The organism is Campylobacter concisus, from assembly GCF_015229965.1.
In the GTDB taxonomy this organism is placed as follows: Bacteria; Campylobacterota; Campylobacteria; order Campylobacterales; family Campylobacteraceae; genus Campylobacter_A; species Campylobacter_A concisus_BD.
In genome coordinates this window covers 43469-65478 of the sequence record NZ_JAAKZB010000011.1, presented here as the reverse complement: position 1 = coordinate 65478, position 22010 = coordinate 43469, and the positions used below count along the sequence as shown (strand labels likewise).

The window sequence follows — 22010 nt, the reverse complement described above, 5'->3', positions numbered from 1 at the left end:
GAATTTCCATTAAAAGATAGAATTAGATTTTTTAGTGTCGCCACATTGTGAATTAAATTTTGGCAATCAACTTTGTGTTTTTGTTTTCCACTCACAAAATTTCATGCCAAATTTTTCAGATTTTATTTTGAAGTTTTATTTTCCTCTTTTAAAACTTTTAGGATCAGCCCAAGTCCAACACCAGCAACCAACACTATAAAAATTATCTCAGCGATATCAAGAGCTGTCATTTTTTACTCACGTTAGTTTTATCGTTAGTTGGTTTTTCTTCTGCTTTAGCTGCGTTCTTATCGCTAACGTTAGCTTTAAATTTAGGATTTTCATTTCGCTGTTTTAGCTGTCCGCAAGCCGCACTTATATCAAGCCCTTTGCTCTGTCTGATCGTGCAAGTGACGCCATGATCCCTTAGATATTCTTGAAATTTTAACATACTAGCAAGCTCAGGCCGTCCAAATTCACTCCCCTCATGCGGGTTAAAGTAGATCAAATTTACCTTTGCCTTGATACCATGCAGCAGTTTAACCAGCTTTTTTGCGTCACTAACGCTGTCATTTAGGTCTTTGATAACAAGGTATTCAAACATCACACGCTTTCGCATATCGATAGGAAATCCCCTAACAGCATCCATAACGGTCTCGATATTATACGCCTTATTTATCGGCATCAGGCGGCTTCTAAGCTCGTTAGTAACAGCATGTAGTGATATGGCCAGCAAGACACCAAGATCCATCTCGCCAAGCTTTTTTATCTGACTGCCAAGGCCGCTAGTTGAAACGGTTTGACGTCGTGGCGATATAGCTAGACCCTCATTTAGAGCTAAAATTTTGATCGCTTTACTAACGTTAGCAAGGTTATCAAGCGGCTCACCCATACCCATATAAACGACATTTATGCGCCTCTCGTATGGTATGTTATTCTCTCTTTTTATCCACAAAATTTGCCCTACAATCTCGCCAGCAGTCAAATTTCTAACAAGCCCGCCCTTTGCTGTTAGGCAAAAAGCACAGCCCATTTTGCAGCCAACCTGCGAACTAACACAAACAGTGTAACGAGCATGGCGGCTCACCTTGCCATCTTCGTCGCTAACCTCCTCTTTCATCGGCAACAAAACGCTCTCTATCCTTAGCCCATCTTTTAGTTCGAAAAGATACTTGATCGAGCCGTCGCTACTTTGCTCAAATTTCACACATTTTAGAGGATCAAGATAAAATTTCTTGGCCAGATCCTGACGCATATCCTTTGGTAAATTAAGCATTTGGCTAAATTCTGTCGCATTTTTTTTGTATATCCACTCATAAATTTGCGTCGCTCTAAAAGAGGGAGAGACTAACTCTTTTAACTCTTCGATGCTAAGATCAAGCAAATTTTTCACATATTTTCCTTTACATATTTTGTTAGTAGCTCTTTGGCCACAGAGTGATTTTTTATAAAATCAGCATGCGCATTTTCATCACAAAAATTTGTCGCTACGAAAATTCCATAAGCTGGAATTTTAAAAATTTGAGCTACTTTTAGAACAGAAAAAAACTCCATATTTTCTAAAAAATATCCCTTTTCAAACATTTTATGGGCCAAATTTTTGTCTGTCGTTATGAAATTTGATGAATTTGTTTTGATAGTTCCACGTGAAACGATAGAGGAAATTTCACACTCGATAGGCGAGTAAGATCTATTTTCTATACTAGAAATTTCAACATTTGCCCCAACCGAGCTTTCATAAATTTGCAAAATTTCCCCATCTTTATAAAGACCAGCCGAGCCAACAAAAACTATTTTTTCTGGCATCTGATATAAATTTCGCTCGGGATTTTTTGTCAAATTTTGACTTATATTTTGCAGTTCTGGGTTTGATGAATTTGCAAATTTAGCCTCGATCTTTGCAAGATAGTGTGGATCAATATTTTTTAAATTTATGCTCTTTTCATCTGCTCCCACGCACGATCTTTTTTGCAAAAACTTTGTTAAATTTATCGCCATATCGACTAGCCCCACCCCCATCGGCAAGGCAAAGTCAAAAATTTCATTTTTTCCAGCCGAGATAACTAACATCAAAGCCTAACCTCAACGTCATTTGCCTTGAGATACTCTTTTAGCTTTTTTATCTCGATCTCACCAAAGTGAAATATCGAAGCAGCTAAACACGCATCAGCTCCAGCCTCAAAAGCATCCTTAAAATGCTCCATCTTGCCAGCGCCACCACTTGCGATAGTCGGTATAGAAAGCGCACTAAAGATCTTTGTTAGCTCCAGACTAAAGCCCTGCTTGACGCCGTCGTTATCCATAGACGTTAGCAATATCTCCCCTGCCCCGCGCGACTCGACCTCTTTTGCCCAAGCAAAGGCATCTTTTTTGGTATCGATCCTGCCACCATTTATAAAAACACTATAACCATTTTCGATCTTTTTAGCGTCTATCGCTACGACAACACATTGCGAGCCAAATTTCTTAGCCGCTTCGTCGATCAAATTTGGATATTTTATCGCCGATGAGTTTAGGCTCACCTTGTCGCAGCCCGCATTTAAAAGGCGCGATATATCATCGATCGTGCGTATGCCACCGCCAACGGTTAGCGGTATAAAAAGCTTGCTTGCGACCTTTTTTACCACATCAACTATCGTATCACGACCAAGGTGAGAGGCTGTGATATCCAAAAAGCACAGCTCATCAGCGCCCTCGTCGTTGTATCTTTTAGCTATCTCGACTGGGTCTCCAGCATCGACAAGTCCAACAAAATTTACACCTTTTACGACCCTGCCATCTTTTACGTCGAGGCACGGGATTATGCGTTTTGCAAAATGATTCAAATTTATCCTTTGTCTATCTTTCTAGCTGCCACTTCAAAATATGGCAAACTAGCCCAATTTTCTCGGTTTCCAACTATATAAATAACCTCTTTTGCTCTTGTTAGCGCCACGTTTAGTAGATTTGGCTTGCTAGCAGCCCACGCTCTAGCGCCCTTTGTAGCTCCCCCTAACACAAACACGATAACATCAGCCTCTTTACCCTGCATAGTGTGGATAGTGCCTGCACCTTTTAAATTTCTACAAACATCTTTAAATGGCGTTATTATCCTGATGTTATTTTTCTGGCTAGCTAGCTCGCCTGCCAAGAGCTCTTTAACCACCTCGCCCTCGACTTTGTTGTAGTTGCCTATCCACTCCTCGCTTCTAACATCTATCCACTTTGTTTGCACGTTAGTGTTTGTAAATTTACTAGCCGCGTTTCTGCCAAGTATCATCATATCATCGTAGGTAGTCTCGTTTGATATCTCAAACATAGGGTTAGCGCACCTTCTATGCACGATCAGTGGCGAGCCAACCCAGATACTCTCGCCGCTACCTTTTATATATGTGCCGATATTCTGCGCCTTGTCTGCTCTTAGTTGCACAGAGGATCTAAGCAAGTTAAACTCCTCTTTTGCCTCGCAGTAGCTAAGGATCGCGTCATTTAAACTAACAGGTAGTGTTACGACAGGTTCAAGTTGAAGTGGGTCGCCAACCACCACGGCCATCTTTGAGCGAAGTAGTGCGCCTAACGCGTTAGTTAAATTTGCCTGCCCTGCTTCATCTATCAAAAGCATGCCTATATCGCCATTTAAAAGGTCTTTAAAGGTGTTATTAAACGAGGCAAAAGTCGAGCTAACAACAGGCGTTAGTAAAAATAAACCCTTGATGATCTCACGCCTATGTTTTGCGTCAAGGCCGTTTTTCTCAGCCATCTTTTCATCGTTAAAGATAACGCTAATGGCACGTAAATTTGTCCTAACAGCCTCTTTGCAGGCAAAAATGGCAGCCTTATGCAAATTCAGCGCCTCTTTAAAAAGATCTATCCTAGCCTTAAAAAGCTTTGTCTTGTGAAATTTCTGATCTATGCCAAATTCCATCATAAATGGCATACTCTTTTGCATCTCTTCGTTGCTCTCGCCAAAGCTGCCGTTTAAAAAGCTATCCAGCTCCTCGCTCCTGCCAAGTATCTTTTGACGTCTAGCAAAGTCACTTTGTAGCCTTTTGTAGAGATTTATCTTAGTGCCAAGCTCTGCTGCCCTGCTCTCAAGCTCTGTTATCTCGTTTTTTAGCTCATTTAGCCTTGTCTCATTTTTCTCTTTGCTCTCGCCATTTTGTTTGCTAGCTTTTAAATTTTGCTCAGCTATCTGGCGGTTTATCTCGCCAACCTTTAGCGCTTCGTCATTATACTTTTCAAAGGCCTCTGTCTTAAAAATTTGCTGAAATAGAAAAAATGGCGGCTTTTCTGGTGCGCTTAAATACTCCTGTAACGCTTCATTTTGACTAACAACTCTTGTTAGCTCGCCAAATTCAGCCTTTTTATCTTCAAGCTCGTCACCAACACTAGCAAATTCGCTCTCAAGCGGAGATAAAAGCTCCTCTATCTGCTTGGCTGAGTTATAGCTCTCTAGCCTTCTATCGATGTCAGCTAGCTCTGTTTTAAGGCTCTTTAGCTCCTCTTCTTTGATCCTGATCTCACTAAAAAGTAAATTTACCTCGTGAAGTGCGAGATTAAATTTCTCTTTCGCCACGTCGTAGTCATCAACGCCTTCGCCAACTGCCAGATACTTACCAAGCCCCATCAAAAAGCCATCTTGCTCCAAAAACTCACCATACTCTTTTGTGATCTTGTCATACTGGCTGTGAGTAGCCTCGATCTTTACGCCATTAATTGCGTTAAAAACAAAATTTGACTTGTTTTGCTTTGAGCCAAGCGCCACGCAAAAAAGCCCCCAAGCTGGCTTTGAGATAAAGGATTTCTCGCCATATTTGCTCTTTTCATCAGCCGAGAGCAGCCTTGTGGCTATAAATTTAAAATAATCAATCTCGTCCTTATAATCCCCTATGCTCTTTAACTGGCTTAGCTCCTTGCTCAAAATTTCAACTGCGCCGTTATTGCAAGAGCTAACGACCATCTCGTAGCCTTGTAGCTCGTCATTTAGCCTAAAATAAAGCGCCTTTTCGTCGCTGTCATAAACTGGCTCAAAGATATCGTGCCTGCTCATTTGCGCGAGCTTCATCGCCCTAAGCGTCACCACTTCAGCCATCACGTCCTTTAAAAGTGTCGTTTTCCCCGTGCCTGGAGCGCCATTTACGCTATAAATCCCGCCGCTACCTTCCTTAAATTTCTCTATGATGTTATTTAGCGCCATTTGCTGTGAGAAATTTAGTGCAAAATCACTCGCAAAAGCCGATCTTGGGTAGCGCTCAGCCTTAAAAAAGTCCCTCACCGTCCTTTGATTTAGCTCATCTCTAACATCAATCCTCTCAAATTTATTCTCACCACCCTCGTCTAAAAACTGATCCGTCAGCGCGTGCGTCCTGCCTGACTCGTAAAATTTGATAAGTAAATTTATATCATCTATAAAAAAGCTATTTAAAAGGGCGTCGTTCTCTTTAAAATTTGGATCAGCGATCCTTACTTCAAGCCTGATCACATCTTTGCAAAATGGCGTCTTTAGCGAGCTTTTTAGCTCCTCGTGCACCACTTTTACATAGTCGCTAAGCCTCATTTTCTCTTTATGGATAGAAATTTTATCCTTGATGTGCTCGCACTCTTTGTTAAAGTCGTTTTGGCTGATCTCTTTTAGGTGGTTTAAGCGCACCATCGCCCAAGGAGCCGTTGGGATAAAGAGTTCATTTGATGAGTTTGGCGTAAAAAATGGACTTAACTCATCATCTAAATTTGCATCTTTTAAAGCAAAACTTTGCTCATTTTTGCAAAATACTAGATCGCCAGAGAGCTTAAGCTTATAACAAAATGCCTTTTCAAAGCTAGTTTGCTCAGAGCGTAGCTCCTCTAAAATTTGCTCTTTTTCAAATTTTACCTTTGCTAGCTTTGATATCGCAAGGGCGAGTAAGTCAGTCTCAAAAATGCCACCATAAATCGAAATTTCTACACCATTTTTTAAAAGTGACCTATCAAATGCTCTTAAAATTTGCATAAATTTCTCATCGAAATTTGCGATCTCAAGGTCCATTGATTTTTTAAATTTGCTATTTGTCTTTTTTGGCTCGTCTAAGGTTTTTGGCTCTAAATATTGTGATAATAAAAAGTATTTTAAGGTATTTGCCCTACTCAAATTTGCGCCTTATTTTGTTGTTATTTAGTGATTATAGTCCATTTTATATATGATTAAACTAAACTTGTAATCATAGTATAAGTAATTTTTGGCTAATATCGCGGCTATGATAAAGGCAAAAAAGCACTTTGGACAGAATTTTTTACAAGACAAAGCGACACTAGATAAGATCATCCAAGCGATACCCAAGGACGTAGCAAACGTCGTTGAGATTGGGCCTGGCTTAGGTGATTTGACATTTAGACTTTTGCAAATTTACAAGACGACCTCTTTTGAGATAGATTGTGAGCTATTTCAAATTTTAAAGGTCAAATTTGCAAATGAGATCCAAAATGGACAATTAAAACTTTTTTGTAAAGATGCTTTAGAGCAGTGGCAAGAAGAGGGCGGACTAAGTAGCCAGAACTACTTTTTGGTCGCAAATTTGCCCTATTACGTTGCTACAAAGATGATACTAAATGCGATAGATGACGAAAAATGCCTTGGGCTTATCGTTATGATACAAAAAGAGGTTGCTCTTAAATTTAGTGCAAAGAGCAAGGATAAAGAATTTAGCGCTTTATCGATCCTCGCTTCACTTCAAGGCAGGTGCGAGCTTTTGTTTGACGTGGATGCAAAGCTTTTTAATCCACCTCCAAAGGTCACATCTTCAGTCATCAAACTACAAAAAACAAAAAAGATTTTCGGCAAAGACGGGATTTTCAAAGATGCAAAACAATACGAGGCTTTTAAAGCATTTTTAAGAGCTGCGTTTGTTTCGCCAAGAAAGACGCTTTTGAAAAATTTATCCACAAATTTTGACAAAAAAGCGTTAGAAGAAATTTTTGAAGACCTAAGCTTAGCTCAAAATTTACGTCCACACGAACTAGATGTCGATTCTTATCTAAAAGTATTTGAAAGATTAAAGGAAGATAATGAACGACAAAAACGAAGAGAAAGTTGTAACTAACCAAAGTAAAAACAACAAAAGACGAAGATTTAGACCAAAAAATAAGCCAAAACAAGAGGGCGAAACTACCGAGCAAACCTCACTAGCAAGCAAAAGCGTGATAGATAACTTCTTTGCAGCAGAGCAAGCTGAAAATGAAGCGCATGCCGAGCCAAAAAGTCAAAATCCTCGCCCAAAAAAGCAAAGAAACAATAAAAATCAAAACAAAAATGGCGAAAATAATAAGCCAAAAGAGCAAAAACAGCAAAAAGAAAAGCCAAAACAAGAGCCAAAAGCCGAAGCTAAAAACGAGGCAAAAGAGCAAAAAGAAAAACCAAAAAAGGCTAAAAAGCCAAAGAAAAATTTACCCGCAAAACTAAATGGCAACGAACAGTGGCAACAAGATATCGCAAGCGCGATGGAGGCAAACAAAGCCACTCATGAGCTAAGACTTGAGCCACTAAAATATCTAAATTCAAGCGAACATAAAATTCGCATAACGCCACTTGGCGGTCTTGGCGAGATCGGCGGCAATATGACGGTCTTTGAGACAGAAACTAGCGCCATCATCGTTGATATCGGCATGAGCTTTCCAAGCGAGAGCATGCACGGCGTGGATATCCTCATCCCAGACTTTGACTATGTTCGCAAGATAAAAGATAAGATAAAAGGCGTCATCATCACTCACGCACACGAGGATCACATCGGCGCAGTGCCTTATTTTTACAAAGAGTTTAAATTTCCTATCTACGCCACACCGCTTCCACTTGGCATGATAAATAATAAATTTGAAGAGCACGGACTAAAGCAAGAGCGCTCACTCTTTAGATCAGTCGAAAAAAGAAAACCATATCTCATAGGTGACTTTGAGGTCGAGTGGATACACATCACGCACTCTATCATCGATGCCTCAGCACTTGCGATCACGACAAAGGCTGGCACGATCATCCACACAGGCGACTTCAAGATCGACCATACGCCGATAGATGGCTACCCAACAGACCTTGGCAGACTAGCGTATTATGGCGAGCGTGGCGTGCTTTGTCTATTAAGCGATAGCACAAACAGCTACAAAGAGGGCTTTACGAAGAGCGAAAGCAGCGTTGGCAAGACCTTTGACGCGATATTTTCAAAGGCAAAAGGTCGCGTCATAATGAGCACATTTAGCTCAAATATCCACCGCGTCTATCAAGCGATCGAGTGGGGTCTAAAATACAACCGCAAAGTCTGTGTCATCGGCAGATCAATGGAGAGAAATTTATACACTGCTATGGAGCTTGGCTACATCAAGCTTGATAAGAAAATTTTTATCGATGCAAATGAGGTTGGCAAATTTAAAGATGACGAGGTGCTTATCGTCACTACTGGCAGCCAGGGCGAGACTATGAGCGCGCTTTACCGCATGGCGACAGATGAGCACAAATATATAAAGATAAAGCCGACCGATCAGATAATCATCAGCTCAAAAGCGATCCCAGGCAACGAAAACAGCGTCTCAACGGTGCTAAATTTCTTACTAAAATCAGGCGCAAGCGTCGCTTACCAAGACTTTAGCGAGATCCACGTCAGCGGCCACGCAGCGCAAGAAGAGCAAAAGCTGATGCTTCGCCTCATAAAACCAAAATTTTTCTTGCCAGTGCATGGCGAGTACAACCACATCGCAAAGCACAAAGAGACGGCCATTAGCTGTGGTGTGGATGAGAGAAATATCTATCTAATGAGCGACGGCGATCAGATGGAGGTTTGTCAAAAGTACCTAAAACGTGTAAAAACAGTAAAAACCGGCAAAGTCTTCATAGACAATCAAATAAATAAACAAATCTCAGACGATGTCGTCATCGATAGACAAAACCTTGCTGAAGCAGGTGTCGTCATGATAATCGCTCAAATTTCACGTCACGGCGCAAAACTCATCAACAAGCCTCGCGTCATCAGCTACGGCCTTGTGGGCGACAAGCAAGACGCTGAGTTTAGAAAAGAGATGGAAGGCGTGCTAGAGCAATACCTAAGCAACGTCAAAGAGGAGCTTTTGAAAGATAGCAGACTACTCGAGTCACAAGTGCGTCAAGTTATCAGAAAGCACATATTTAGAAAGGTCAAAAAGTACCCAACTATCGTGCCGATCATCTATCTAATGTAAGGAAAATTTATGCAAAAAGCCAACCAAATCGCTGCTGAAGTCTTAGAGATAGAAGCAAACGAGCTTTTAAGACACGCTAAAAGCGTAGAGATAGAAGATGCCGTAAATTTGATATTTAATGCAAAAGGCAAAGTCATAGTAACAGGCGTGGGCAAGAGCGGTCATGTGGGCGCAAAGATCGCTGCTACGCTTGCAAGCACTGGCACGCCAAGCTTTTTCTTACATCCGACAGAGGCCATGCATGGTGACCTTGGCATGATAGAAAAAGACGACATCTTGTTAGCCATTAGTTTTAGTGGCGAAAGCGATGAGCTTATCAAAATTTTGCCTCACGTAAAGCGCTTTGGCGTAAAAATAGTCGCCATGGCAAGAAGCAAGACAAGCTCGCTTGGTAAATTTAGCGACGCTTTTATAGATATAAATGTAGAAAAAGAGGCGTGCCCACTAAATGCCGCTCCAACGGCATCAACCACGCTAACGTTAGCTCTTGGCGATGCGTTAGCTGTTTGTTTGATGCAAAAGAGAGGCTTTAAAAAAGAGGACTTTGCAAATTTTCATCCAGGTGGCAGCCTTGGCAAGAGGCTATTTTTAAAGGTCAAAGATGTGATGAGAAGCGAAAATTTACCGATGGTTCGCTGGGATGCAAGCCTAAAAAGTGCGATCGATACGATGACGCATGGCAAGCTTGGCACGGTTTTAATAGTTGGTAAAGATGGCGTGCTAGACGCTCTTTTGAGTGATGGCGATCTTAGGCGCGCGCTTATGAGAGAGGACTTTGACTTAGACGAGCCAGCGATGAAATTTGCAACACTGCATCCAAAAGAGATAAATGACAAAGAGATGTTAGCCGTAGATGCGTTAGCTTTAATAGAAAAGTATAAAATTCAGCTTCTAGCTGTCGTAGAAAATGGCGTGCCTGTGGGTGTTTTACACATCCATGACCTTGCAAATTTAGGACTATAAAATGGAAAAAACAAGACTAAATAAATTTATCTCACATAACACAAACTACTCACGCCGTGAGGCAGATGAGCTGATAAAAGCTGGCAAGGTTAGCATAGCAGGGCGTGTGGTTAGCGACCTTGCCACAAGCGTGGATGAAGATGACAAAGTGCGTATAAATGGCCGTTTGATAAAGCTAAAAAAGGAATTTACCGTTATCGTTTATCACAAACAAAAGGGCGAGCTAGTTAGCAAAAAAGATGACCGCGGACGAAAGACGATCTACGACACGTTAGATAAGAAATTTGCAAAATTTGTTAGCGTGGGACGCCTAGACTACGCAAGCGATGGGCTACTTTTACTAACTGACGCTCCAGCGATCGCCACAGCACTCATGAATAGCGACTTAGAGCGCGAATACTACCTAAAAGTAAAAGGCGAAGTGACAAAAGAGGTGATAGAGGCGATGACAAATGGCTTTTTCGCCAAGGACGCCACCAAAGGCGCGCACGCAAAAACCACTATAAAATCAATGGAATTTAAGCCATTTCTAGCCTATAAAGTCTTTGGCTCAAGCGGCGGCTATACAAAACTAAAGGTCATCATCAACGAGGGTCAAAACAGAGAGCTACGCCGCTTCTTTGGCTACTTTGACCTTGAAGTGATGGATCTAAAACGTGTTAGCTTTGGGCGTGTTAGCCTTGATATGCTAAAGCCTGGTAAATGGCGCTACTTCGAAAATAGCGAATACGAAGACTTAAGAGACTTTTTGAAAGTCAATAACATTAGATACTAACATTAGGCTTGTTTCTATAACAAAGAGACAAGCTAAATTTATAAATTATGAAAGAGAAATGAAAAAGATTGTTCTTTTATCCGTGATCTTACTAACTACTGGCTTCTCTAAAGATCTTTTCGAGCTTGGGCTTGAAGCTTACGACAAGGGCGAGTTTGATAAAGCCGCCAAGCAATGGCAAAAAAGTTGTGATGGTGGGAATATTGATAGTTGCACTAATTTAGGAACTTTATTTGAAAACGGTCAAGGTGTGGCACAGAACTATAATAAAGCAGCCGCCTTATATAAACACACTTGTGATAGTGGAGATACTACTGGTTGCCATAATCTAGGCGTTCTTTATGAAAGAGGACAAGGAGTAGAGCAAGACTATACCAAAGCTGCCAAACTATACAAACAAGCCTGTGATGATGGAGTTAATGATAGTTGCTCTAATTTAGGACTTTTATACGAAAACGGTCAAGGCGTAGAGAAAGACTATTATAAAGCAGCTCAATTATGGCAAAAAGGTTGCGGCGACAAATTTAGCATGAGTTGTTACAACTTAGGGACTTTATATAATAAAGGTCAAGGTGTAAAACAAGACTATTATAAGGCGGCTCAGTTATGGCAAAAAGGTTGTGATAGTAGAGATGATATGAGCTGTTATAATCTAGGAATTTTATATGAAAATGGTCAAGGCATAAAACAAGACTACCACACTGCAAAAGAGTATTTTGGTAAAGCATGTGATTTGGGGCTTCAACAAGGATGCGATGCCTATAAAAAACTAAACGAAAGAGGCTTTTAATACCAAAAACAACTTAGCGAGCTCTAACAAATTTAGAGCTTCTCTAAATTTATATCTTATTTTCTGAAAGTAGGATGTTTATGTATGGATTTAGCAGCGTTTCGCCGCGTGCTGCGTAGAGCAAGACCTCTTTAAAGTAGTTGTCGTTTATGCCATACGTGTGAAACTCATACGCCCCTATGCCGTATCCCATGGGAGTTATATCGACCCTCGAGTACCAGGCATTTTGTGCTGGGATGTAGCGGTTTGTATCTCTTGAATAGACATATAGCTTGATCTTATCTTTGCTCTTTTGCGCCATATACCAGATGAAAGAATTTGTGATGTCGTTAAAGAAGTAGATGTCGCCATTTGACATGATCGCCTGAGCTGTGTCGTTGTTATCAGCGATGAGCGTTCTACTCTCATAACATATAAATTTATTTGGCGTAAGCTGCTCTATGGGCTCAGACTTGCCGTTATTTAGGACTAAAATTTTATCATCGCTTATGTCGGCATTATAGGCTAGCACAGCTAAGACTAGAGCCAACAAACAAAGAGAAAAAATTTGCTTTATCAAAATAAAAATCCTCTTAATAAATAGTATTTGAGCACGTAAAGCGAGCAGATCAGCACGCAAACACTCAGCCAGATCGATGAAAATTTGAGCTTGTGCGAGTAGTTTGTCTTTGTGATGATCTCCACAAGATATGGCATAAGGCCGTAAAAAACACCCAAAAACAAACTGCCCCAGATAAGGTAGCCAACGTAAAAATAGTCGCTTCTTAGCATGCAGTATGGGCACTTGTGATTTGGCTGCTCATAAACGTAAAGACCAAAAAAGTAGGTGATAGCGTAGTAGCTAAGCACTAAAAATAGCAAATTTGCCACAAAGCTTGCCATGCTTTGCTTTAAGAAATTTAGCACCAAAATGACAAAAAATAGCACGAAAAATACGCTCACTAAGCCAAAATTTGTATAGCCAAAAGGGAGCTTTGGAGCTTGAAAAGTGACAGAGCAGCAAAAGACTGGCACTTTTAGCGGGATGTTATAAAAAAACGAAATTTCTATGCCAAGCTCGAGCAGTATCATCACAAAAAGGCAGATGAAAATGGCATATTTTTTCTTTAGATATGGGAAATTTAGAGCCTGTAAGTCGAGTTTATTTATAACCAGCCAGATACCAAGCCCAAAGATCAGCAAAATTTTAGTGAGCATCAAGATGCCGCCAAATTTATTTGAGCCAATCACGCCAGCTGAGCACATAGCCCCTGGCACGATGTCAGAGAGCTCGTTTAGACAAAGTGCGAAAAATATAAACAAAACGATCTTTGTGCAGACACTAAAGAGCAAGATCGTATTTACAAGGTAGTTTTGCTTTTCAAGTGAGTATTGAAGCGATGTTAGCGCGTTATAGTCCCATGATCTTACGATCCTAACGACATAAAATAGCGAAATACCCATCAAAACTAACAGCACAAACTCCGCTAACAAAAAGGCGATAACGGCGTTTGATAAAAATACGCTCATACTATCTCTCCGTTTTGCAAGCTAACCACCCTATCTGTGGCGCTTAGCTCGTCAAAAATGCTATCGTGAGTGGCGACTATGACGCTTTTTTTAAGCGCTTTAAATGACTCGAGTAGACCTAAAAATGCACGCGAATTTTGCCTATCTAAATTTGCCGTTGGCTCATCAGCCAAAATGATATCAGCACCCATTGACAAAGCCCTAGCCACCGCACATCTTTGGCGCTCGCCACCGCTTAAATTTGATACATTTTCATCTCTTTTGTGAGAGATATTTGCGAGGTTTAGAGCCTTTTTTATCATCTCTTCACGCACGTTTGCTTTGAAATTTGTTAGAGCAAACGGAGCTAACAAATTTTCATAGACGCTTAAACCCTCAATGAGGTTAAAATTTTGAAAGACAAGCCCAAGCCTTTTGTGTCTAAACTCAGAGCAAAATGCGTCAGGCAACTTTGCTATGTTAGTGCCATCTATCAAAATTTCTCCGCTAGTTGGCTTTTGAAGTAGGGCTATGAGCGAGAGCAGTGTGCTTTTACCACTTCCGCTAACGCCTTTTAGTATCACTAACTCGCCGTTATTAACGTCTAAATTTATATTTTTTAGAGCGCAAAACTCGTTTTGTTTGCCTTGGTTATAGACTAGGCTAACGCCTCTTACATTTATCATTTTAGCCCCTCATTTATGTCGCCACACGCCACACGCCACGATGGGATAAGGACAAACGCCAAAAATGGTATGACGCCAAAGACAAAGATCAAAAAGAGCTTATCAAACTCCAAAATAGGCGTGAAATTTGTAAAATTTAAAAGCTCGTCGCCTAAAAATATCCCCTTTAAAAATGGAGCATTTAAAACAAACACAAAGAGATAAGCTAACATAACGCCAAGCAAAAAGGCGCTAACGCTAACGATGAAATTTTGTATAAATTTTAAAAAGATGATCTCTTTTATACTAAAGCCGATACTTCGCAAAATAGCTATCTCACGCTTTTTACTGCCATAAGCAAGTGAAATTTGGTTTTTAAGTAGCACGAAAAATATCAGCATAACGCTAACATAGATGCTCATAAAAATTCCGCCCTTATAGTAGTAAAGATGCCTAATGTTTGCCACCTCATCTTCTATACTAACGGCAAATGAGTTTGGATATAAATTCTCTATTTTCAAGGCCACTTGGCTGATCTCTTCGCTATTTGGCACATCGACATAGAGCTTTGTGTACTCTTCGTCTTTTAAATTTAAGATAGCTCGCAAAGTTTTTGGATGCAAAAATATCGCATTATTTGTGATAAGTCCGCTTTGTTTTGGCATGGTTTTTAGAATTTTTACCGGTATCATGCGCTCTTCAGTTAAGAAGTTAAAGCTCTCATCGTAGTAAAGCTCGTTCATAGCAGCTTTTACGCCCTCGCCAACGATCATCTCGTCCTCTTTTAGGCTATCATCCTCATATAGATGAAACCAAACTCGCTTTTGCACGAAGTAATACTCCCCATCAACCACGCCCCTAACGTCAGCCACGCCATCGATCTTTGAGATGTCGTAGATGTAGCCAGGGTGCATGAGATCGTTTTTACCAGCACGAAAGGCGCTAACAACGATGCTTGATCTATCTTTTACCAAATTTATAAGATCATGCTGGATCGAGCTAGAGATGAAAAGCACAGAGCTTAACACGAAGATAATGAGCGCAAATAGATAAAAGCTAAAAAGGTGGTCCTTTTTGTCTTTAAAGAGCAGGACCACAGCGTAGTTTATGAAATTTCTACTTATCATAGACAAAGCCTTTTTGCTCTTTTAGGCTAAAGCTAGAAGCTAAATTTGCCCTTGTTATCTTTGAAATTTCTCTTAGCTCATCTTGCTTTGCTTTGCGGTCAAAGCTAAGGTAGTGCGCCGCTAAAAGCGTGTAAGAGAGTCCAAAAAATAACGCCAAAAATGCTAGAAATTTCACTTTATTTACCGATATAAGTCTTTATCTCGTCAAATTTTATGACACCTTTGCCAGCGTGATCTTTCATAAAGCTATTTGCCTTTGCTTCGTCTTTAAACGGGATAAACTCCTCGCCCATTGGTCCAAAAACGTTTGAGCCATGAACGTAAAACGCCTCTTTTGCATCAAGCTTTTCAAGTGTGTAATAATCACTCACGTAAGCCTCTTTCGCCACCTCATCAGCAAAGTAAAAGTGCGCCATATCTTTTACACCGTCAAAGTAATAATCCTTACCACCAGCTTTTATAAGTGTCGCCCACTGCTTGTTTTTTATAGGCATACCACACACTGCACATCTTGCATCCTTTGGTAGCTCGATGCGCTCTTTTGCCCCTTTATAGGCATTTATGTTTGCCTCACTCGTTAAATTTCCAGCCCACAAGGCAAAAACCGCACTAAGCAACAAAGCTATAAATTTCATCTTATCTCCTTTAGTTTCTCTTTTTCTAACTCGCCCTTTTCATAGAGCTTTTTTAAGATCTCATCATCAAAGTCTATCTCGTAGTAGCCCTTTACAAACTCGCTAAATTTCGCAAAATCATCAAAGGCATATCCAAGCAGCCAGCGTCCGCCGTTATTGCCACCGACTAAATTTTGATGCTCCGCCCCGTCATACCAGATAAAAAAGGTCGTCTGCTCTATCTCATCTGACAAGAAGTAAGAGCGAAATTTAGCAGCCTCGCCACTATAAATTTGCTCTATCACGCTTTTATCTGCCATGCTAAGCGCATTTAGCTCATTTTCATGGTCAAACCCTCTAACCAGCACCGTCTCACGCGTAAATATAACGTCGAGTAGATCGCCCTGCCCGTTATCTACCACGTATCTTAGGATATTTTTATCCTCTTTTTTAGAAATGAGCCGTAGATACTCTTCATCTGGCTCTAAAAAGACACTATCTAGCAGATAAAGCGCCTCTAGGCTTGCCTCTTTATTGCCCCAGTTTTTAAAACTCATCAATTCTTTCCTAAAATTTCTAAATTCTCACACGCCTCTTTTAGGCCATTTTTACAGCTTTTAGTGAAAATTTCACGTGCTTTTTCCACATCTTCTTTCACGCCTTTGCCTTCAGCTAGCATGATAGCGTAGTTGTTGCAGCCTTTTTCATAGGCGTATTTGCACGCTTGCTCGTAAAGTTTTGTCGCTTTTGTTAAATTTTGATCGACGCCTTGGGCATAGACATATAAAAAGCCAAGGTTGTCACATCCTATGCCAGCTTCGTTCGCACAAGCCATCTCGTAGTTTGCTTTAGCTTTTGCGTAGTCTTTCTCGACGCCTTCGCCCTGAGCGTATAGGTAGCCAAGGTTGCTACATCCCATGCCATCGCCTGCTTTGCAGGCCTTTTCATAAAGCTCTTTTGCTTTTTTTAGGTCTTTTTCCACGCCGGTGCCGTTTGCATAAAGCAAGCCAAGCTCCGTGCAGCCCTCGTTGTCGCTACATGCTTTTTCATAAAATTTAGCTGCTTTTGCTAGGTCTTTTTCTACGCCTTTGCCCTTTTCATAGACGTAGCCAAGGTTGCTGCAAGCCATAGCGAAATTTTGATCGCAAGCCTTTTCATAAAGCATAGCCGCCTTTGCCTCATCCTTTTTGACGTTGCCATCACCCCTGCTGTAAAGCACAGCTAAGTTGTAGCAACCTGATGCCTTTTTCTCTTTGTCACAAGCATCTTCATAAATTTGCGCTAGTTTGTTGTGATCATCTTTTGCACTTAAAGCCTCTTTGATGTAGCCAGCATTTAAAACGCACAAACTAGCAGCCAATAAAACCAAACTCTTCATCATATCTCCTAAACTACTTTTATATCTCTACCGCGGTAGGCTAGGGCGATCAGCAAGGCAAGAGCTGCTAAGATCAAGTATATCAGCCCAGAAACGCCAAAGCTCTCACCATTTGCGTATGAGTGAAGTCCGCTAAGGTAGAAATTTACTCCAAAATATGTAAAAAGCACCGAAGCAAATGATAGCACGCTAGCTGTTAAAAAGGTAAAAACGCCCTTTAGCTTTGGTATAAACCTTAGATGAAGCACTATGGCATAGACGATGATCGTGATGTATGACCAGCTCTCTTTGCTGTCCCAGCCCCAGTATCTGCCCCAGCTCTCATTTGCCCAGACGCCACCTAAGAAATTCCCGATAGTTAGCAAGCTAAGACCTATGATGAGGCTTAGCTCGTCGGTGGCGGCTAGGTATCTTATCTGCTCGCTAAGCTTTTGCTCATTTTTGTCATTTTTTAGAGCCATTAATATAAGTCCCACAAGACCTAGCACAAAGCCAAAGCCCAAAAAGCCGTAGCTTGCGGTGATGACGCTTACATGCACGCTAAGCCAAAATGACTTTAAAACTGGGACCAAATTTGTTATCTGTGGGTTTATAAAATTTAGATGAGCTACCAGCAAGCTAACACTTGCAAAGAGCGAAGCAGCGCCTAGTGCGAAGCTTTGATGCTTGAAAAATAGCACTCCAGCTAGCACGCTTATAAGCGAGATATAGACTAAACTCTCATAAGCATCGCTCCAAGGTGCGTGACCTGAGATGTAAGCGCGTAGGGCTAAATTTAGAGCATGCACCGCAAAGGCAGTGAAAAATGCAAGGCTAAGCGCTCTTTCAAATCTAAATTTCCTCCCAAAAAATAGCCTATAAAAGCCAAGAGCGAGCGAAGCAAGAGCTAGGATCATGTAAAAATAGATAAGAAATTTAAATATCTCCATTTGGTTATAAAGCACTTCAAGCTCCACCTTTGCCTCGCTTGGCGCAAGAGAGCCTAGAGTGCTTCTTTGATAGTTTGAAATTTGCTCCAAGCATTTATTGGCGCTCGCGCACTCGCCACTTTTTACGCAAAGGCTTAAATTTTCTATGTAAGCGCCTAAAACGCTTTTAAACTCGTTTGAAATTTCATCTTTGCTAAAGGCTTCATTTACGCCTAGCCACTTGATCACTTCACCTTTTTTAGCGGGGATAAATTTTAAAATTTCGCCCTTTAGCGCAAGGTATAAGACATTTAGCCTCTCGTCAAATTTAATGACGTCGTTATCAAATTTATCTCTTTTTGAGGCGGATTTTTCATTGGCAGCTTCTACAAATTTAGCCAGCTTATACTCGCCATTTTCGTTAAAAACGTCATTAAAGCTAGCAAATTTCTCACTAACGCCAAGAAGCTCACCCACGCGCTCACTCGTGATCTTTACCATCCTTTTATCCATCCACTCTTGTGGCGAGATGGCAAAAGAGAGCATCAGCTCATCGCTACTAAGCCCAAAGAGTGTGGTTTTGGTTGAAATTTTGCTTATTACTGCCCTTGTGTAAGAGCTAGCTGGGGCGATCCTGCTATCAGTTTGAACTAAAATTTTGGCAAATTTATCTGCGTGAGCTTTAAAATTTATGGCTTCATCGCTTGCGAAATTTGGCGTGGCGTTTAGCAAAAGCAGGGCTAAAAGTGCAAACTGCGTGCCTTTTATGAAGTTACAAAGTCTAAAAAATCGGCTCTTTTTGCTAAATAAATTTCCCACAAAGCCAAGGCAAAGCAGAAAATATCCGATGTAAGTTGGCACTTTGCCAGGATCAAAGCTGATCTCAAAGGCGCTTCCAAGCTCGTCAGCATCGTATGATGACTGAAAAATTTTATAGCCCATGATGCTTATTGGGTGATTTAGCGAAATTTCATGCTCGCTGCCTGCGATGCTTACTTTGCTCGTGTAAGATGATGGGCTATTTAGCCCTGCGTAGCGCTCTAGGATAAATTTATCAAGCCTTAGCGAAAATGGTAAATTTATAGCCCTTGAGCTAAAGTAAAATTTCGCCTCTTGTCCATCAAAGCTCAAAATGCTTGGCTCAAGATCGTATCCAGCGCCACCTTTTAGCTTGGCGGTTTTGCTCTTTTGCCCAGCAAAGCCAGCCTCTATGCTAAGCGTGGCTGGAGCGTTTTTCTCATCTTTTTTGTAGCCAACTATCTTTATAATAAATTCTTTGCCGTTTATATCTTTTTTGAAGCCAAAGTCGTTTTTGCCAAGCAGGCTAAGTTTTAGTGGATATTCAAAGCTTTCATTTGAAATTTGCACTCTTAAATAGGGCTTTGTGCTTTGCATAGAGTTGCCACTCTCGCCTACTCTAAGATGCATAACGCCCTCTTCGCCAAAGTATCTTGTAAGAGCAGCACCGATGAAGATCAGAATAAAAGCAAGATGTATCAAAAATGCGCCAAATTTCTTATACATCTTGGTTTTTACGATGCTAATGGCTAAACAAATAGCACAAGCTGCCATGACGCACTCGTACCAGAGCGCTTCATAAACAAGCACTCTAGCCGTCTGTGTGTCATAAAAATTTTCCAAAAAGGTCGCCACCCCTGCACCAAAAGCAAGGATAAATAATAATATTAAAGACAAGCGATAAATGTTTAAAATTTTCATCACCTGCCCTTAAGCCTTAAATGCTATAAGTCTGTCCTGCATAAAGTATAAAAACCCTAAGCAATAAAACGCCAACGACTGCTGCAAACGAGCCAAGGTAGAAGCTAAATTTCATCTTGCCAAGCGCGAAATTTAAAACAAGAGGCAAGACAAAGCCAACTAAAACAACCCCAAGCCAAAAGAATTTAGCCCAAACGCCACTATAAAATGCAACTGCTGCTTCTTGCTGATAGCTTGAGCCAAGCAAAAGTGAGACAAAAAGCATTAAAATGAGTAAAATTTCAGCGCATAATACGTAAAACTCCACGCCATGAAGCGAGCTAAGGTCGCTTGAGTGTGGATCTTCTTTGAAAAATAGTGCCGCTATCAAGCTGCTACCACTTATGCCAGCACTAAGCCCTGAAGCTATGAAAAGCGCTGGTAAAACGGCGGTGTTTAAAAGTGGAAATCTAATGAGCACCGAGATCAAAAAGCCTGTATATGCGCAAATGATAACCGCAAAAATCAGGCAAAGCGCGCTTAAGAGCGGATAAAGTGGCGATAAAATTTTCATCACGCCATCAAAAAAGCCACAAAATGACTTTAACTCCGCATTAAAAGCATATAGACACATCAAAAAGCTAAGCGGTATAAACACGCAAAGCGCGGCTACACCGATAGACATAACCGATGTGAAGTTGTAATTAATCAAAATTTTCCAAAACAAAAGTGGCTTTTCAAGGTCAGCTATCAAGCAAACCATACCAAGCATGATGCTAACAAAGGCCAAAAGCGAAGCAGCCTTGAAAAATGGACTAAAGCCATCTTGCCTTTTGTAGCGCTTTAGAACTATAGCAGCTATTAGCGCTCCGCCACTCATACCAGCTAGCAAAAGATAAACAGCGATCGGCCAGCCCCACTCAACTGCGTGCGAAAATGTCGCAGTGAAATTTAATGCACCATCCATCTTACACCCCCGCTTTTACTTTAGGAATATATCTAAGGCTTGGTTTTGTGCCAAGTTCTGCCCTTAGCCTTATGCTATCTTTGACAGCTAGAAGCTGGCTAATGTGCGAGCTCTCATCGTTTAAATCGCCAAATACCAAAGCCTCATATCTGCACGCCTCGACGCAGGCCGGATCTTTTTTATCCTTTAAATTTGTATCTATGCAGAAGTTACAGCTTTGGGCTGAGTGATTGACTTTGTCGATATATCTCACGTCGTAAGGACAGGCTACGATGCAGTATTTACAGGCGATGCAGTCATCTATGTTTGTAGTCTGGATGCCAGTTTTTATGTCCTTGTGACAGGCTTTTGTTGGGCAAACAGCCACACAAGGCGCATCCTCACACTGCTGACAAGATACTCTTACATATCTTTTATCAAGCAAATTCTTTGGATCAGTCTTATCCTCTACAAAAAGTCTCATCTGTCCTTTTGGGACTAAATTTACCTTTTTGCATGCCACTTCGCAGTCCGTGCAGCCAACGCATTTGTTTTGGTCAAATATCATGCCAAAATGTGGTTTTTTCGCACTCTCTTCACTCTTAAAAGCAAAACCACTACTTGCCACGCTAGCACCAGCAGCCACAACTGCCATGCGTTTAAAGAAGGCTCTTCTGCTATTTTGATTTTGCATTTTTAACTCCATTTATGCCTTAATGAGGCTTTTTAATGCCCTCATTTTGCTCTTTTTCATGAATTTTTCTTGCCGCCTCAGCTAGTTCGCCAGGCTTTAAGACCTTAATAAGCTCTATCTCAAAAACGATAGTCTCGCCACCAGGTATCCCCTCCATGCCGCTATCGCCGTATGCAAGCTCAGGCGGGATGACAAATTTAAACTTCTCGCCCTCTTTCATAAGCATAAGTCCCTCTTCAAGACCAGGGATCAAATTTAGCATCGAAAGATGAGCTGGAGCCTCTTTTGTCTCGTCAAAGACCTTGCCACCAGCAAAGCTTGCTTTATAATTTACTATGATGATGCTCTCAGGCTTTGGTGTAGCCCCTTTTGAGCTACTTTTTATGATCTCATATTGTAAATTTGATTTTGTTGTTTTTACATTTTTGTTTTTTGCATTTTTTTCCATATAGGCTTTGCCTTGGGCTAAATTCTCTTTTAGCTTGGCAGCCTCTTTTTCTTTTACTATCTTCTCTAAGCTTTCAGCTCTTTTGTTTAGTAGCTTTGCTATCTCATCATCACTTAGTTTTAGCTCGCTCTTTAGCGCATCGCTAAAGCCTTTTATCACTGCATCAGCGTCATAGCCAACACCTAGTTGTTTTTGATCTAGCAGTCCTTTTAAAACATATCCGCCACTTGTTGCGCCTATGGCATAAGAGTCGTTTGTATCGACATTTGCTAAGAGGCTAGCCACGCTTAGGCTAAGAAGTAGCGAACATTTTAAAAACGCATTTTTCATTTCAAACCCTTAAGATTAAAGGGGCTAAAACTA

General features: G+C 40.9%; 21 protein-coding genes. 5 read left to right on the top strand and 16 right to left on the bottom strand.

Going from position 1 to position 22010, the window contains the following annotated elements:
- Positions 1-226: 226 nt before the first annotated feature.
- The 4 genes from rlmN to G6W43_RS06210 are packed head-to-tail and all read right to left on the bottom strand — an operon-like array spanning position 227 to position 6085.
- Positions 227-1372, bottom strand: coding sequence for a 23S rRNA (adenine(2503)-C(2))-methyltransferase RlmN (gene rlmN, locus G6W43_RS06225; protein WP_194169375.1), 1146 nt, complete (start codon positions 1370-1372; stop codon positions 227-229).
- Positions 1369-2049 carry a purine-nucleoside phosphorylase gene (locus G6W43_RS06220; protein WP_194169379.1) on the bottom strand — a complete coding sequence of 227 codons (681 nt, stop codon included), beginning with the start codon at positions 2047-2049 and terminating at the stop codon, positions 1369-1371. The genes rlmN and G6W43_RS06220 overlap by 4 nt, the downstream gene beginning before the upstream one ends.
- Positions 2049-2804: an imidazole glycerol phosphate synthase subunit HisF gene (gene hisF, locus G6W43_RS06215; RefSeq protein ID WP_194169374.1), complete on the bottom strand. Its 756-nt coding sequence runs from the start codon at positions 2802-2804 to the stop codon at positions 2049-2051. Before hisF ends, G6W43_RS06220 begins: the two co-directional genes overlap by 1 nt.
- Before the next feature lie 2 nt (positions 2805-2806).
- The gene (locus tag G6W43_RS06210; protein ID WP_194169373.1) at positions 2807-6085 is read right to left on the bottom strand and encodes a DEAD/DEAH box helicase; all 3279 of its coding nucleotides are present in this window, start codon (positions 6083-6085) and stop codon (positions 2807-2809) included.
- Positions 6086-6191: 106 nt separating this feature from the next.
- Here G6W43_RS06210 and rsmA point away from each other — a divergent pair, with 106 nt between their 5' ends.
- The 5 genes from rsmA to G6W43_RS06185 are packed head-to-tail and all read left to right on the top strand — an operon-like array spanning position 6192 to position 11681.
- Positions 6192-7034, top strand: a complete 843-nt coding sequence (rsmA, locus tag G6W43_RS06205; RefSeq protein WP_194169377.1) for a 16S rRNA (adenine(1518)-N(6)/adenine(1519)-N(6))-dimethyltransferase RsmA — start codon at positions 6192-6194, stop codon at positions 7032-7034.
- A complete protein-coding gene (locus tag G6W43_RS06200; protein ID WP_196783741.1) occupies positions 7000-9153 on the top strand; it encodes a ribonuclease J in 2154 nt (717 codons plus the stop codon). The genes rsmA and G6W43_RS06200 overlap by 35 nt, the downstream gene beginning before the upstream one ends.
- Before the next feature lie 9 nt (positions 9154-9162).
- Positions 9163-10116 carry a KpsF/GutQ family sugar-phosphate isomerase gene (locus G6W43_RS06195; protein WP_194169372.1) on the top strand — a complete coding sequence of 318 codons (954 nt, stop codon included), beginning with the start codon at positions 9163-9165 and terminating at the stop codon, positions 10114-10116.
- Between the two features lies 1 nt (position 10117).
- Positions 10118-10891 carry a pseudouridine synthase gene (locus G6W43_RS06190; protein ID WP_194169371.1) on the top strand — a complete coding sequence of 258 codons (774 nt, stop codon included), beginning with the start codon at positions 10118-10120 and terminating at the stop codon, positions 10889-10891.
- 58 nt (positions 10892-10949) lie between these two features.
- Complete coding sequence (locus G6W43_RS06185) at positions 10950-11681, top strand: tetratricopeptide repeat protein (RefSeq protein WP_103649923.1); 732 nt, start codon at positions 10950-10952, stop codon at positions 11679-11681.
- 49 nt (positions 11682-11730) lie between these two features.
- On the opposite strand, the gene G6W43_RS06180 is transcribed toward G6W43_RS06185, so the two are convergent.
- From G6W43_RS06180 to G6W43_RS06125, 12 genes are read right to left on the bottom strand one after another with little or no spacing between them, the layout of a single operon-like run.
- Entirely contained in the window at positions 11731-12240 is a 510-nt protein-coding gene (locus G6W43_RS06180) for a hypothetical protein (protein ID WP_103617795.1), read from the bottom strand.
- Positions 12237-13190, bottom strand: coding sequence for a hypothetical protein (locus G6W43_RS06175; RefSeq protein ID WP_103617796.1), 954 nt, complete (start codon positions 13188-13190; stop codon positions 12237-12239). Before G6W43_RS06175 ends, G6W43_RS06180 begins: the two co-directional genes overlap by 4 nt.
- Positions 13187-13855: an ABC transporter ATP-binding protein gene (locus G6W43_RS06170; RefSeq protein ID WP_103617797.1), complete on the bottom strand. Its 669-nt coding sequence runs from the start codon at positions 13853-13855 to the stop codon at positions 13187-13189. Before G6W43_RS06170 ends, G6W43_RS06175 begins: the two co-directional genes overlap by 4 nt.
- On the bottom strand, positions 13852-14961 hold the full coding sequence (locus G6W43_RS06165; RefSeq protein WP_194169370.1) for an ABC transporter permease: 1110 nt from the start codon (positions 14959-14961) through the stop codon (positions 13852-13854). Before G6W43_RS06165 ends, G6W43_RS06170 begins: the two co-directional genes overlap by 4 nt.
- Complete coding sequence (locus tag G6W43_RS06160) at positions 14951-15136, bottom strand: hypothetical protein (protein ID WP_021092472.1); 186 nt, start codon at positions 15134-15136, stop codon at positions 14951-14953. Before G6W43_RS06160 ends, G6W43_RS06165 begins: the two co-directional genes overlap by 11 nt.
- A gap of 1 nt (position 15137) precedes the next feature.
- On the bottom strand, positions 15138-15596 hold the full coding sequence (locus G6W43_RS06155; protein ID WP_103617799.1) for a nitrous oxide reductase accessory protein NosL: 459 nt from the start codon (positions 15594-15596) through the stop codon (positions 15138-15140).
- A complete protein-coding gene (locus G6W43_RS06150) occupies positions 15593-16132 on the bottom strand; it encodes a hypothetical protein (protein ID WP_194169376.1) in 540 nt (179 codons plus the stop codon). The genes G6W43_RS06155 and G6W43_RS06150 overlap by 4 nt, the downstream gene beginning before the upstream one ends.
- Positions 16132-16953 (bottom strand): SEL1-like repeat protein, encoded by an 822-nt coding sequence (locus G6W43_RS06145; RefSeq protein ID WP_149712372.1) that lies wholly within the window; start codon positions 16951-16953, stop codon positions 16132-16134. Before G6W43_RS06145 ends, G6W43_RS06150 begins: the two co-directional genes overlap by 1 nt.
- 8 nt (positions 16954-16961) lie before the next feature.
- Entirely contained in the window at positions 16962-19580 is a 2619-nt protein-coding gene (ccsA, locus tag G6W43_RS06140; RefSeq protein ID WP_194169369.1) for a cytochrome c biogenesis protein, read from the bottom strand.
- 16 nt (positions 19581-19596) lie between these two features.
- Positions 19597-20526 carry an NrfD/PsrC family molybdoenzyme membrane anchor subunit gene (gene nrfD, locus G6W43_RS06135; RefSeq protein ID WP_103617803.1) on the bottom strand — a complete coding sequence of 310 codons (930 nt, stop codon included), beginning with the start codon at positions 20524-20526 and terminating at the stop codon, positions 19597-19599.
- 1 nt (position 20527) lies between these two features.
- Entirely contained in the window at positions 20528-21199 is a 672-nt protein-coding gene (locus G6W43_RS06130) for a 4Fe-4S dicluster domain-containing protein (RefSeq protein WP_180999507.1), read from the bottom strand.
- Positions 21200-21218: 19 nt separating this feature from the next.
- The gene (locus tag G6W43_RS06125) at positions 21219-21977 is read right to left on the bottom strand and encodes an FKBP-type peptidyl-prolyl cis-trans isomerase (RefSeq protein ID WP_107848015.1); all 759 of its coding nucleotides are present in this window, start codon (positions 21975-21977) and stop codon (positions 21219-21221) included.
- Positions 21978-22010: the final 33 nt, after the last annotated feature.

What these genes read in the sequence shown, in the direction of transcription:
- G6W43_RS06220 (WP_194169379.1), bottom strand. Translation starts at nt 2,049, where the DNA reads ATGTTAGTTATCTCGGCTGGAAAAAATGAAATTTTTGACTTTGCCTTG.
- G6W43_RS06185 (WP_103649923.1), top strand. Translation starts at nt 10,950, where the DNA reads ATGAAAAAGATTGTTCTTTTATCCGTGATCTTACTAACTACTGGCTTC.
- G6W43_RS06165 (WP_194169370.1), bottom strand. Translation starts at nt 14,961, where the DNA reads ATGATAAGTAGAAATTTCATAAACTACGCTGTGGTCCTGCTCTTTAAA.
- G6W43_RS06170 (WP_103617797.1), bottom strand. Translation starts at nt 13,855, where the DNA reads ATGATAAATGTAAGAGGCGTTAGCCTAGTCTATAACCAAGGCAAACAA.
- G6W43_RS06175 (WP_103617796.1), bottom strand. Translation starts at nt 13,190, where the DNA reads ATGAGCGTATTTTTATCAAACGCCGTTATCGCCTTTTTGTTAGCGGAG.
- G6W43_RS06150 (WP_194169376.1), bottom strand. Translation starts at nt 16,132, where the DNA reads ATGAGTTTTAAAAACTGGGGCAATAAAGAGGCAAGCCTAGAGGCGCTT.
- G6W43_RS06190 (WP_194169371.1), top strand. Translation starts at nt 10,118, where the DNA reads ATGGAAAAAACAAGACTAAATAAATTTATCTCACATAACACAAACTAC.
- G6W43_RS06195 (WP_194169372.1), top strand. Translation starts at nt 9,163, where the DNA reads ATGCAAAAAGCCAACCAAATCGCTGCTGAAGTCTTAGAGATAGAAGCA.
- G6W43_RS06130 (WP_180999507.1), bottom strand. Translation starts at nt 21,199, where the DNA reads ATGCAAAATCAAAATAGCAGAAGAGCCTTCTTTAAACGCATGGCAGTT.
- G6W43_RS06200 (WP_196783741.1), top strand. Translation starts at nt 7,000, where the DNA reads ATGAACGACAAAAACGAAGAGAAAGTTGTAACTAACCAAAGTAAAAAC.
- G6W43_RS06155 (WP_103617799.1), bottom strand. Translation starts at nt 15,596, where the DNA reads ATGAAATTTATAGCTTTGTTGCTTAGTGCGGTTTTTGCCTTGTGGGCT.
- nrfD (WP_103617803.1), bottom strand. Translation starts at nt 20,526, where the DNA reads ATGGATGGTGCATTAAATTTCACTGCGACATTTTCGCACGCAGTTGAG.
- ccsA (WP_194169369.1), bottom strand. Translation starts at nt 19,580, where the DNA reads ATGAAAATTTTAAACATTTATCGCTTGTCTTTAATATTATTATTTATC.
- rsmA (WP_194169377.1), top strand. Translation starts at nt 6,192, where the DNA reads ATGATAAAGGCAAAAAAGCACTTTGGACAGAATTTTTTACAAGACAAA.
- G6W43_RS06125 (WP_107848015.1), bottom strand. Translation starts at nt 21,977, where the DNA reads ATGAAAAATGCGTTTTTAAAATGTTCGCTACTTCTTAGCCTAAGCGTG.
- G6W43_RS06145 (WP_149712372.1), bottom strand. Translation starts at nt 16,953, where the DNA reads ATGAAGAGTTTGGTTTTATTGGCTGCTAGTTTGTGCGTTTTAAATGCT.